The sequence below is a fragment of the Actinoplanes sp. NPDC049681 genome (assembly GCF_044465265.1).
In the GTDB taxonomy this organism is placed as follows: Bacteria; Actinomycetota; Actinomycetes; order Mycobacteriales; family Micromonosporaceae; genus Actinoplanes.
Genome location: NZ_JBITLP010000001.1, coordinates 501,758 through 514,434, shown reverse-complemented (window position 1 = coordinate 514,434; position 12,677 = coordinate 501,758). Strand labels below are relative to the sequence as shown.

Below are 12,677 nucleotides of genomic sequence, written 5' to 3'. Positions count from 1 at the left end.
ACGGGACGTGTCCCGAGTGTGGGTCATTGGCGGCGAGGCGGACGACGTCAGCGGCATCTTCAGTGGTGAGGTATGCCCCAAGGTATCCAGCCCACGTGCCATCAGCTTCCAGATTGCGGACATGGGCACCCGAAGCCGCGGTGGACAGCAGCGGCTACAAGGCACCGTCCCCTTGGGCCACACCCCCGGTAATGCGGGTGCGTCGACGAACCGCCGGCCCTAACTTGTGTGAGATGGACCTTTCCCATCTCGGCACGCCGGTGGGTCCGATGGTCCGTGTCCACGGCGGGTTCGCCAATCGGATGTACCGCCTCGACACCGACCAGGGCTCCTTCGCAGTCAAGGAATTGAACCTCCTCGACCGCCGCTGGACCTACCGCGCCGATGACGTGTTCAGGTTCGAGCGGGCGGCTTTCGCCGCCGGCATTCCGATGCCCGAGCCCATCGCGGTCGGCGACCGTACGCTGGTCCACCGGTGGGTCGAAGGCGAGAAGATCCCCGAGGCACCCGTGTCACCGGCGTACGCGTTCGAGATCGGTGAGATCCTGGCGCGCCTCCACGCCCTCGACGTCTCGTGGACCCACGTCCCGATCGAGGACCCGACACCACGGGACTGGCCCGGACTCGCCGCGCGGGCGACAGCGACCGGACAGCCCTGGGCCGGCGAACTCACCTCCCAGGTCGATACGTTGCTGGCAATTGCCCGCTTCGTCGACATTTGCGAGCGACCGGGCCCCGTCGTGCTGACCCACAAGGACATCCAACCGTGGAATCTGCTCGCTCGAGAGGGCCGGCCGGTGGTGCTCGACTGGGAGCTCTCGGGGATGCTGGACCTGTCCGGTGAGCTCGGCTCGACAGCGTTGAGCCTCGCCAAGGGACCCGGCTTCGACGACATCCGGCCCGCCATCTTCCGTTCGGTCCTCGACGGTTACGTCGCAGGAGGCGGAGTGCTGCCGCCGCCGGGTCGGAGCTGGTTCGCGTACGTGATCAGCGGCTGGCTGGGCCACACCAGGTGGAACATCCTCCGCTGCCTCGCCGGTGTCGAGGCGCGCACGGGCCCTGATCTGGCGCTGTCGCACGAGTCCGTACGCAACGGACTGCGCGGCCTTCCCGAACTGTTCTGCCGACTCCCCCAGCTCGAAGCGCTGCTCAACTGGCAGTGACGTTTCGGCGGTTCTTGTCGCCCTGCAGGCCCGCGTGTACGGCCATGGCGTCCCACACCGGACGCCCACCACCATCCTCGGGAACGGCATCTCGCCGGGTCAGGCTTTCGCCGCCGATCTGAGCATCGCCCTTCGTCCAAGACGCCGCCCTACGGCCAGCCGGGTCTCGAACTCGAACCCCCGCACAGACCGTATGCCTTTGTGATGCCGTGGACGACCTCTCCGCCGGGCAGGATGCGACCGGACTCGGCGTTGCCGATGGTGCTGTGCGCCACCTCCAACACCGAAGGCCCAGACCGACCGATCCGCCGGACTGGGCCTTCAACGCTGCGGAGGAAGGCCTACATGGTCGCGCCATCCCAAATCTCGCGGCGGGTGTCCTTGCCCGGCTCCCACACCCAGTGGGTGAGCTTGCCGTCGGTGCCTCGGGCCCAGATGTGGTGCTGGGTGCCGATCACGTAGCTGGTCGGGTTGCCGGTAATACCGTCGCCGATCACGTTGTGACTCCGGCCGGTGCCTCGTACCCAGCTCCAGTGGTGCAGCTTGCCGTCGGTGCCGCGGGCGTACACGTGTTGGCCGTCGCTGGTGGCGTACCCGGTGGGGTCCCCGTCCAGGCTCCCGCCCCAGTTCTCGTGGCCACGACCGGTGCCCGTGGTCCATGTCCAGTGCTGCAGGTCGTGCACCTGGCCCTCGGCGCCGCGGCTGAAGATGTGCTGCTGGTCGCCGTAGAGGAAGCCGACGGGGTCACCGGTGACGGCACCGTCCCAGGTCTCGCGGCGGGTGTCCTTGCCCGGTTGCCACACCCAGTGGGTGAGCTTGCCGTCGGTGCCTCGGGCCCAGATGTGATGCTGAGTGCCGATCACGTAGCTGGTGGGATCGCCGGCGATGCCTTCGCCGATGATGTCGTGGGCGAAGCCTGTTCCGCGGGTCCAGCTCCAGTGGTGCAGCTTGCCGTCGGTGCCGCGGGCGTACACGTGCTGCGCGTCGTCAGTGGCGTAGCCGGTCGGATCACCGCTGACGGTGCCGGCCCACGTTTCGCGGCGCACAGCCTTGCCGGATTCCCATACCCAGTGGTTGAGCTTGCCGTCCTTGCCTCGGCCGAGGACGTGCTGCTGGGCACCGAAGACGAACGCGACGGGGTTGCCGGCAAGGTCGCCGCCCCAGTTCTCGTAGCCGCGGCCCTGGCCGGGGACCCATTTCCAATGGTGAAGCTTGCCGTCCGCACCACGGGCGAACACGTGCTGCTGGTTACCGGAGACGAACGATGCCGGCCGTGACTGCCGCTCACGGGCGACCTTGTCGAGCGCGCGTGCTTCCTCCTGGCCCTTGAGCAGGAACGTCTGCGACGCGAGCAGCGTGTTGGCGGCCAAGGCCTTCTCCGCGGCAGCCACGAGGTTCGGCTGGTAACCCTCCCGGCGAGCAGCGTCCCGAATCGCCGTGATCTTGGCGCGGTAGCCGGCGAGTTCCTTGGCCGCGGCGGCTGCTTCGTCGCGGGTGTTCGCGGCGGCGCCTCCGACGAAGATGAAATCCTTGAGCGCCTGGTCCAGGTCGGCGTCCGGTGCGTTCAGCGCGACCTGCGAGGCGAGCTTCACCTCCGTGCCTTTGGCGTTGTCGTGTACGTGCAGCACGAACTGGCGGTTCGGGGCGTTGACCAGTTCTTCGCCGACCGGGAGCAACAACAGTTGCAACAGCGACCTCTTGGCCTGGGCCAGTTGCTCGGCGCGCAGCTTGGCGGCGTCCGCCTCGGTCGCCTCCCTGATCGCATCCTGCAGGTCCTGCTCGGCCGCCGCCGCCGCAGCGGTGTGCAGGAACGCCGACCAGTCGTCCTGATCAGTGCCGTCCGCGATCGCAGCCTTGGCCGCGGTCCACACGTGCTTACCCTGGGGAACCTTCTGGAAGACGCTGAAGATGAAGTCCCGGTCACTCTGCTCGATCAGCTTGGTGTCCGAGGGGTCGAGCTTGACGATGACCGCCACGGAACGGCGCAGCGCCTGCGCCTGCGCCTCCGCGATCTCAGCCCGAGCATCGTCACCGGCGGCGGTGAAGACTCCGCTGGTGATGAACTCGTACGCCGCGTCGGCGTCATCGGTGTCGTACGCGCGCAGCGCCTCGGCCTGCACGAAAGAGTCCTTCTTGGCCTGGCGCCACAACGCCAGCACGAACGCCTGGTCGTCCAACACCAGCATGTCCATGCCCGGGTTGACGCCGATCGCCCCGGCCGCCTTGACCTTCTCCTCATCGGTAGCGCGGTTGGTGGCGGCATCGGCTGGCATGGCAGAGGCGGCGGTGGCGAACGAAGCTCTGACGGGTGCGGCCGCCGCCTGAGCCGGTTGACCGGTTCCTGACGCCACCAGCGTGGTGACGACGCCGGCGGCCAGCAGGCCGACTGCAGATTTTCGTGAAGGCATTCGTGAGCTCTCCTAGGACACGTTCAGCTGACATCAAGAGGTGCCGAGAAGATCTCAGGCATATGTTCGTGGCGGGTGTGCGCAGGCTCCCGAGCAAAGTGCGACGAAGTGGTCATCCGACCGCGGGCGCACTCCGCCTTCCGGGGCAGAGCGTGCTGTCCGAGGCATCCCCGGGGAAGTGACCTTCGGCCATGGACAGCTGGGGGACGCGAACCGGCTGATCACGGCAACTTGCCGTGGTCGGCGCCGCGAGTGCGGATCGCCTGGGTCATCATGGCAACCGCCTCACGCGCAGTACCTTCGAAGTCGAACGCGCTGCCGTCCGGCGTATATGTCGCGTACCATTCCGGCCGGATCATGAAGATGGAGAACAGCGGGTCCTTGCTGTCCGCGTTCTCGAACAATACGAAGCGATGGCCCAACCGAGGAAAGCGCCGCCTCAGCACAGGCTCCTCGGCAGCCAAGGCCACCAGCTCGCCATATCCATGGAAGTCGTCCTCGACCTCCCGGAGAACGACCCGCCACTGATACTCGACGGCTTCTCCTCGTTCATAAGCAAGCTCGAGATCGAAGTACTCGACGAAGGGATGAGCGGCGGACAGCCGGCTCAAGCCCACTCCTTCCACCCACAAGCACGAAGCATCCACGACGGAAGAAGCGTCTGCCGTCGTGCCGCGCGCCTGATTTCGGTCTTTCCGCCAGAATTCGCAGAGATAGTCTCCGTCCGCAGTCACATGCACGGCCACGGCCCGGTCCTCGAGAGTCATTATCGCCGTCGAATCGTCTTGCCCGGGTCGATCCGTCATGAAGCGGCACGGCGAATCCGCGTCCAATTGCGCATTCAGCACCGTGGCAAGGTCTGCCATACCTAGCGCACCCCCGGTAGCGCGAGGCTCAAGCCGGCCATCTTGGCCGTAACGTCCTCGCCGTAGTAGAACCAGCGTATCCGGCCGGCCAGCCCCTCGTCGCTTTCGGCCGCCATCTCAATCTGGCGCATCTCCCAGTCCGTTCCGCGACCGTTCACCCAGCCCACCTTGCCGCGCTCGGCCGCGGCCCGGTAGATGTCGATGGGCTTCATCCCCTTCTCGGTCTCGAGCCTGCCCAGGTCCACCGCCAATTCGATCTCCGGGTTGCGGATGGCGTTTTTCACCTCTCGCACCCATTGCGGCAGGGCAGTGTCGTGGTAGAACCCGTAAACGTTCCCGTTGAAAGTCATGCCGCCGAGTTCGTCGGCGAGCGGATCTCCCACTTCCTTGACACCCAGGACTACGAGATCTCCGGCCTTGGGCGAAACCCCGGTGATGGGACCTCTGCCGTTGTCACACTCGCATGTGTCCGCATGGCGGGGAAGGGTCGGAGTGCAGTTGTGGACGAGGATCGCGTCGGCGCCGGCGACCACATAGAAGGTGTGCACGGACGCGACCGTGAGGTTGTGCATGATGCGGCTGCCGGTGTACTTGTCGACAGCCTTCACCGTCGCCGGTCCACCGCGTCCGAGCAACGTTTCGCCGGACCCCAGATCACCGGCGTCGATCCAGCTCCGCGTGGTGGCACTCCAGAACGGATGGTGCTGGGTCGTCCGCACGACCTGATCGCCGCCGCTCGCGCCGACCGTGACGTCGGCGAAATCGGTGTCCAGATTGCGGTGAAGCTCGGTGACCGGCTCGGCGCTGGTCGCCCCGGTCTCGGGATCCGTGGCGAGCACCTCCTCGCCCACCTCGATGTCCGCGATCGGCTCGGTCGTACCGTCGGCCAGGAGCACGCGGGTTTCCGGAGCGAAGCTGTCCGCCGAGCACCTCTTCAGCAAGTTCTCGAGACCTTCGAGGATGGTCTTGCCGTCTGCCAGCCCGCGCAGGGCGCTCTCGACGGCCGGGAAGCCGTTGATGTCGATCGAGAGCTTCAGCGCGCTCAGTTCGGCCGGACTGAAAGTCAGCTTCTTCGGCAGGTCGACGTCGAGCTCCAGCAGCTTGGCCACCTTGAGCGCGCCGAGCTTGTTGAGCGCCGCCTCCATCGTGTCGGTACCGAGCTTCTTGATACCCGCCAGCAGCTCACCGGAGATCAGCTTGCTGAGGCCCGAGACCAGTCCTTCCTTGAGCACGTCCACGCCCGCGGCAATCTTGCCGATCTTGGGGATGTCGAGTGTCAGGAGGTCGATGACGGTCATGCCGAGCGCCTTGGCGTACTCGCCGTTGCGCCATTCGTCCAGGTGAATCAGGGATCCGGGATTTTCGACGAGCTGCGTCATGCCCTCCTTGAGCATGTCGCAGGCTTCCTCCGAGTCGGGCGTGTCGCCGGGATTGTTGCCAGGCTTCCCGAAGACGCACAGCCCGGTCATCCACAGCCCGCCGACAATTCCGGTGATGGTTTCGGTCTCACCCTCGACGAACTTCTTGTACCAGTCCGGGTAGTCCGAGGCTTCGATCTCGGCCTTGTGCTCGTCGTTCCATTCCTTCATCCAGGCTGTCTGCCGGGCCCGCTTCTCCGCCGCGGCCACGTCGGCGACCTGCTTGACCGCCGCGTGGGTGTCCTTGGCGATCTTGGCCATCGCAGCGGCCGACGCCTTCATCGCGTTGGCGAAATTGTTGGCGGATATCGACGCCGCCGCGATCTGCTTGGCGATCTTGCTGGCGTTGTCGGCCGCCGTCTTCGCCTGGTTCGAGTAGCCGCGCGCGGCGCCGGCTGCCTGCCGCGCTATCGCGGCATCGTGGCCGGCGTCGACCGCCATCCTCTCGGCCGCGTTGGAGTACCCGGCCGCCTGCTGGGCCGCGTCCGATGCGTCCGTCGCGGCCTCCACGGTCGCCTTCGCCTCGGCAACCGCGCCCCGCGCGGCGGCGATCGCGACCTTGCTGGCTCGCAGCGCCCGAGCCGCTTCCTCGGCGGCCTTCTGGGCCGCCGCGTACGCCGGCTTGACCTGCTGCTGGGCCCGGAGAGCCTGCTCCGCAGCATGCACCGCGGCGGCCTGCGCGTCAGCCGCGTGGCGTTCGGCCGCGGCGCCCTGCTCGGCACCGATCAGGATCGCGTTGTTGGCGACGTCGACAGTCATCGCCGCGTCGTTGTCCGTGTCGGCGTACTCTTCGGCGACCGTCAGCGCGCTGGCGGCGGGGTCGGCGATCGCAGTCGCCGCGGCCCGGGCGTTGATCGCGGCCCGTCCGGCCACCCTGCTCTGGAACGACGCGATTCCGGCCTCGCGTAGAGCCGAGTCCGCGGCGGACCCGGTCAGCTCGGCATCGGCCTTCGCGGCCACGGCGCGGTTGATCGCCTGGCGGGCGACATTGACCGATTGCCGGGCCGATTCGTTGGCGCGCTGCGCGTCGGCGATCGCCTGGCCGGCCGCCGCTGCCGCGTCGGCGGCATCCCGGCGTGCAGCGGCCGCGGCGGCGGCGGCCGCCTCAGCCTCCGCGCGAGCAGCTGCGGCGGCGGCACCGGCGCGCTGGGAGGCGGTCGCGGCGGCGTCCGCCGCGTCCGCGGCGCTGTTCGCGGCGGCCTGTGCCTTGTCCGCTGCGGCGCGGGCCGCCGGCAATTGAGCTTCGATGATCGCTGCCTGCTGCGCGGCGCGGTCGCCCTCGGCGGTGCCCTTCTTGGCGATCGCGTCCTGCTGGTACGCCGCGTAGCTCACTTCCTTGGCATTGCGCTCGTTCATCGCCTGCTGTGCACGGAGAGACGCGTTCTTCGAGTCGGTGACGAGCCCGTCGAACCGCTTGATCCCGGCAGTGACCTCATCGGCCGCCGCCTTGGCGGTAGCTCCCTTGCTTCCCGCGATGTTCTGTTGGGCGACCGCCCGCCGGGCCGCGTCGTAGGCGGCCGCCTGCTGCGCGATCGCGATCGCCGTCTGCCGCCGGGCAGTGTCACGCTGGGCCTTCGCCTGGACGTAATGGTCGTGCGCGTCGTCGGCGTGGGCTCCGGCGTCCTTAGCGTCCTGCTCGGCGCGCAGCCGCTGCTTGTGCGCATCGGCCTCGGCGGCCTGCGCGGCGGCCGCGAGCTTCTCGGCCTGGTCGGCGAGCTTGGTCGCGGCGGCAGCCTCCCGCTCGGCGGCCTGGCGGTACTTGACCGCGTTGTTCGCGCTGACGGTGGCGTTGTGGTCGGCGTCCAGCGCCTTGCCGGCGGCCTCGGTCGCCTCGGCGGCGTGGCACGCGGTTTCGGCGGCCAGGGTCGCTGCCGCGGCGGCATCGCTCTGGGCGCCCATCACCTCGGCCCAGTCGACCCCATGCGTAAGGCCGGTCTTGACGAGCGTGGCGGCGGCACTCTGCGCGACCCCGGTGTGCGCGGCAACCTGGCCCGCGTTGCGACTCGTCGTGGCTGCTTCGGCGCAGGCCTGCGAGCGCAGCTTGGTCAGATCGGCGGTGTGCGTCTTACCGCCTGCCTTACGGATCGGCAGGTCGCTCGTGTAGATCGCGTCGGCCTGTTTGGCGTACTTGTTGACCAGACCCATCGAGTTGGCCGCGACCGTCAGGGACTGGGTCGCGGTCACGCTCTCCGTGATGATGGTGGTACGGGCGTTCGCCGCCTGGGTGGCACGGGTCGCCAGATCGGTCAGGTCGGTGACGGCCTTGGTGCGGGCCTTCAGCGCCGCCTCGATCTGCTGCTGCGCGGCGCTGTCCCGGGCGGCCGCCGCGGCGTAACCCGTCTTGTAGAAGGCGGCGATGGTCGCCGGATCCTCGGTGTCCAGGGCGGCCTGTCCGGCGGACTTTACCTCGTAGCCGCCGGAGGCGATGATCTGCTCGACGCGCGCCTTGATCGTCTTGGCCTGCTCGGCCGCGTTGATCTCGTCCTGGTTGTCCGCTGCCACCGCTGCTTCGTGGCCGATCGCGACGAAATCGGCGATCTTCTTGTCGTCCTTGGTGGCGAGTGCCGCCGCCGCACGCTGCCGCACGATCGGTCCGCCGGTCTCCGCCCAGTTCTGCACGATGGACCGGTTGGCGGCGGCGATCCGCTTCCTGCGCTCGTCCGCCGCAGCCCGGTACACCGGCAACGCCCGGTCGAGGAAGGCGGTGAACTCGGCCGCGTCGTTCGTCTGCAGCACCGTGGCCGCGGCCGCACGTACCTCGGTGTCCTCGTCGTAGTCGGCGAGGTCCTGGATCAGCATCCGGTTGAGCTCGGCGTCGTCGATCGGTCCTTCGGCGAGCAGCGACCGCTCCTGCGCCGCCTCGGTCGCCCGTTCACGCTCGATCCACTGTTGCGGCGTCATGGTCGTCGATGCCGCGGCCTTCGGCGCCACAGGGACAGCGGCATTGGCCGACTGTGGCAGCAGAGTGACTACCAGCAGACCGGCGATCGCCGCGCCGATACGTGCGAGCGTCATGTATTCCCCCGTGTTTTCCGTTTTTCGAGCCGAGAAGTGTCGAGCCGGCTCGACAGCATCAGATGGTCGGTACGACCGGGATCGCGGTGGCGTTCGCGCGAGTGCGCTCCGCCAGTTCCGTCCACTGTCGCGCCTGCTCCTGCGCCCACGCGAGCTCGTCGGTCCAGGCGGTGCCTGTGGTGGCGGCCTTGTCGGCGATACCCGGCCAGTCCTGCTGGGTGGAGGCGACGATCGCGAAATCGTGCACCATGCCCCAGGCCTTGGCCTGCGCCTGCGCCAGCTGCTCGTCGGCCTGCCACTGCTGGCGGGTGGCCGCAGCGACCTCGGCAGCGGTGTTCCATGCCGTACGCGCTTCCTCGGCAGCCTTGGCCTTCGCTGCTCCCGACGTCGCCTCGTAGGCCTGCTGCGCCTGCTGCGCCGCGACGCTGAGCTGGTCGAACTGTCGCCGGGACCGGAGCTGCTGCTCCGCGACGTCCATCCGGTAGGCCTGGATGTCACAGTCGGCGGCACTGATCCAGGCGTACTTGAAGAACTCGGCGATGTCGGCGTCGGTACCCAGCTGGACGGCGCGCTGTGCGGCTGCCCGTACCCATGGTCCCGAACCGTTCAAGGCCAGATCGGCCACGAAGTCGCGATCCTGTTGCGCCTGCTGCTTGGCCTGCTGGATCGGCGAGTGCTTGGCGTCCAGGTCCTGTGCTTCCTTCAGGCCGGTGCGGACGTACCGGTCCTTTTCCGCCAGGGTGCCGTGCGAAGCGCGAACGGCGGTGACATGCACGATCGGAGAGCTCTTGTCCGTCGTCGTGGCGATCGTCCGGGAGATGATCAGATCGTTGCGGGAGGCGTTCTTCGCCGCGCGGGCCCGGGCTTCCTCGTAGCCGCCGCCCGGGCTCAGGAACTTGGTGACCGCGTCCGGGAGGTCGCTCTTGAGGGCCGACCAGGCCGCCGACTGCACCTCCCACCGAGGATCGCGGTCCGCGAGCCGGCGCACCATCTGCCGATACCGGTCCGCCTGGTCGGCGGCGACCGTCACCGACTCGCCGGCCTGCGCCGGCGCGGCCGCCGGGAGGACTCCCGCCGTGACGCCGCAGACAAGCGCCGGGACGATGAGAAGGACCGGCATTCGGGTACGGGCACGGAACATGGCGCTCCCTTGAGGATCGTCGTGAACACTTTCACCGCAACGAATGAACGGCGGTGGATAGTCATAGCAAATGCCTCGGAAAATTAAGTCCTTTACGTCGCTTTTGAAGCTCCGCGCCACCCCGCGCAGTGCCCAAGATCACATCGATTTGAATCAACTGAGCCGTAAGCCGCAGCGCGTCACCCGTATTCCGTGAAGGCGCCGGACGAGGGCGGGCAGGCGATAACAATTCGGCCGCTGACAACGCTGCTCGCCGGCCGCCAAAACGGCAGATTCAGCCCACTCGACCCGTTCCAGGCCGGGCGGCGTGCCTCGCCGACGCCAAAAGGGGGCGCCGATGTCTTACATTGTCGCCGGCCCCTCCCAGCAAGATCGCATCGTGGCGGCACCGCCAGGAAAGGGTCCACGTCAGACGATCGCCGATCTCGTGTGGGCAGCCATGAGTCGGCGACCATCCCGCCGCGCAACTCGGCGTAGCGCGGTGTAGTTCTATGGGGGCATCTTCAGTGTCAGTGAGCAAGCTCAACAGGCTGGTGGCAGCGCTTGCCGCCGCGATGGTGACGGTCTTCCCGGCCGCGCCGAGCGTTGCCGCGCCGGCTGCGGCGGGCGCCGCGGTAGCCGCAGTGGTGGCCGATCCGACGAACCGGGCCACCGACGAGGAGAAGGTCAAGGCGGCAGCGGCGCTAGGCATCAGCCCCGGCATGGACCTGCTGGTCCTCGACGATCAACAGTTCGTGCTTGCCATCTGGCGAGCCGCCAACGAAGACACGTACGTCAAGGCCGAGGCCCTGCGGGCGTACGACGACTCGGATCCGAACTCCGCGTACACCTACATCACCGTCGGCATCTTCGACGCGGCCGACCGGGACGCCCAGGTGGAGATCGCTGCCGAGCAGGCCAAGGCCCGGCGCCGTTCCGTCGCGGTCACCGTCGGACTCGATCCCAAGGACACCGCGCTGATCGAGAAGGGCGACCGCGACTTCATCTTCGCCGTCTGGCAGCGCGTCGCAAGCGGCAGCAAGGTGTCGGCCGCCGCCAGGGACGCCCTCCGCGACGGCAGCGGCGAAGCTGACTGGACCGCCTTCCTCACCACGGGAGCACAGGCGGCTGCGGCCCAGGACATGGCCGACGCTATCGCCGCCGCCGACGCCGAAAAGGCCGCCCGGCTCCGCGCGGAGCAGCTGAGCACCGCCAAACGGGCCCTGCTGCAGCTGCTGCTGCTCCCGGTCAGCGACGAGCTGGCCAACGCACCCGACCGGCAATACGTCCTGGCTGTCCACGCCCAGGCCAAGGGTGTCGAAGTGAGACTCGCCTCGCAGGCGGCGCTCAACGCCCCGGACCCCGACCTTGCCAAGGCCCTGTCCGACTTCATCTTCACCGGCGGCGCAGCGGCCAACGCCCGCGACGAGCAGGCCGCCGCCGCCAAGGAACTTGCCGACTACCGCGCCAAGGCCACCGCCATCCGCGACGGCGCCCGCCGCGACGGGCAACAACCGAACCTGCTGGCTGCCGCGGACAAGGCCCTGGCGGCCAACACACTGCTCGCCTTGCAGACATTCCTGCTCAAAGGGCAGGATGAGGCGCGCGCCCTGGACAAGGGACTCAGTCAGCGCACCGTCAACCTCGTGATTTCCCAGAGCAGCAAGCAATGCCTGGCCATCGGCGGTGCGGCCAAGGAAAGCGGCGCCCACGCGATCCAATGGCCCTGCACCGGTGGGACCGAGCAGGACTGGCAGATCTACGCTCGTAGCGGTGGCCGGTACGAGCTTCGCAACGACCACAGTGACATGTGCCTCGCTCTCGCCGCCCCCAGCAAGGAGAAGGGCGTGCACGTGGTGCAGCAGCCCTGCCGTACCGCGAGCGAAGACCAGTACTGGCAACTGAGCAAGGACGCCAACGGCTACACCGAGCTGCGCAACACCTTCAGCAACCAGTGCCTGGCCATCGGCGGCGGCTCCAAGGAAGAGGGAGCCCACGCCATCCAATGGACCTGCAACGCGAGCACCGTCGACCAGAACTGGCAGATCAAGAGCCGCGTCATCGGGCAGCAGATCCGCAACGTGAACAGTGGGATGTGCCTGAGCAACGGAGGCTCCAAAGACACCGGAGCACACATCATCCAGACTGCCTGCTCGGACTCCAACGACGCCGAGTGGCACCTGACGAGCCGCCCCGACGGCAACGTCGAAATTCGCAGCGACCACAGCAATCTGTGCGTCTCCATCGCCGCCGGCTCGAAAGAGAACGGCGCCCACGCCATCCAATGGACCTGCGACGCCACCAAGAAGGACCGGCAATGGCAGATCATGGGAGACGGTGCGGCTGTCCAACTCCGTAACGTCAACAGCAACCAGTGTCTTTCGATCGGCAGCGGCTCCAAGGAAGAGGACGCTCACGCCATCCAATGGACCTGCGACGCCACCAAGAAGGACCGGCAATGGAACATTCCCGGTAAGTGATCGAGAGCTGCATAAACGGCTCCGGATTTGCAGCATCCTGCGGTCCGGGGCCGTGCATCTTGGCGAATCTACGATGCCCTTACCAACAACGGGCGGTACGGCATCCGCAGCAACGCCGTCGTTCAGACCGGCCTCGCCGACGACGTAGATGCTCCGCTGCCTCGCCGGCATCGAGGCCGGACAGGCCCCGGAGCTCGAGACGCGTCT

At 67.8% G+C, this 12,677-nt stretch carries 6 protein-coding genes; 2 read left to right on the top strand and 4 right to left on the bottom strand.

Going from position 1 to position 12,677, the window contains the following annotated elements:
* Positions 1-233 precede the first annotated feature (233 nt).
* Positions 234-1,163 carry a phosphotransferase family protein gene (locus tag ACIBO8_RS02380; RefSeq protein WP_396113285.1) on the top strand — a complete coding sequence of 310 codons (930 nt, stop codon included), beginning with the start codon at positions 234-236 and terminating at the stop codon, positions 1,161-1,163.
* Positions 1,164-1,504: 341 nt separating this feature from the next.
* Here ACIBO8_RS02380 and ACIBO8_RS02375 read toward each other — a convergent pair whose 3' ends face one another.
* From ACIBO8_RS02375 to ACIBO8_RS02360, 4 genes are all read right to left on the bottom strand, one after another.
* Positions 1,505-3,436 carry a hypothetical protein gene (locus ACIBO8_RS02375; RefSeq protein ID WP_396113284.1) on the bottom strand — a complete coding sequence of 644 codons (1,932 nt, stop codon included), beginning with the start codon at positions 3,434-3,436 and terminating at the stop codon, positions 1,505-1,507.
* Between the two features lie 356 nt (positions 3,437-3,792).
* Positions 3,793-4,437, bottom strand: coding sequence for a DUF6193 family natural product biosynthesis protein (locus ACIBO8_RS02370; RefSeq protein WP_396113283.1), 645 nt, complete (start codon positions 4,435-4,437; stop codon positions 3,793-3,795).
* Between the two features lie 2 nt (positions 4,438-4,439).
* Entirely contained in the window at positions 4,440-8,870 is a 4,431-nt protein-coding gene (locus tag ACIBO8_RS02365) for a polymorphic toxin-type HINT domain-containing protein (RefSeq protein WP_396113282.1), read from the bottom strand.
* A gap of 58 nt (positions 8,871-8,928) precedes the next feature.
* Complete coding sequence (locus tag ACIBO8_RS02360) at positions 8,929-10,011, bottom strand: ALF repeat-containing protein (RefSeq protein ID WP_396113281.1); 1,083 nt, start codon at positions 10,009-10,011, stop codon at positions 8,929-8,931.
* 512 nt (positions 10,012-10,523) lie between these two features.
* On the opposite strand from ACIBO8_RS02360, the gene ACIBO8_RS02355 reads away from it, so the two are divergent.
* Positions 10,524-12,470 carry an RICIN domain-containing protein gene (locus ACIBO8_RS02355; protein ID WP_396113280.1) on the top strand — a complete coding sequence of 649 codons (1,947 nt, stop codon included), beginning with the start codon at positions 10,524-10,526 and terminating at the stop codon, positions 12,468-12,470.
* The last annotated feature ends 207 nt before the right edge of the window (positions 12,471-12,677 follow it).

Excerpts from the sequence above, each read along its gene's own strand:
- ACIBO8_RS02380 (WP_396113285.1), top strand. The coding sequence starts at position 234 with ATGGACCTTTCCCATCTCGGCACGCCGGTGGGTCCGATGGTCCGTGTC.
- ACIBO8_RS02370 (WP_396113283.1), bottom strand. The coding sequence starts at position 4,437 with ATGGCAGACCTTGCCACGGTGCTGAATGCGCAATTGGACGCGGATTCG.
- ACIBO8_RS02365 (WP_396113282.1), bottom strand. The coding sequence starts at position 8,870 with ATGACGCTCGCACGTATCGGCGCGGCGATCGCCGGTCTGCTGGTAGTC.
- ACIBO8_RS02375 (WP_396113284.1), bottom strand. The coding sequence starts at position 3,436 with ATGCCAGCCGATGCCGCCACCAACCGCGCTACCGATGAGGAGAAGGTC.
- ACIBO8_RS02360 (WP_396113281.1), bottom strand. The coding sequence starts at position 10,011 with ATGTTCCGTGCCCGTACCCGAATGCCGGTCCTTCTCATCGTCCCGGCG.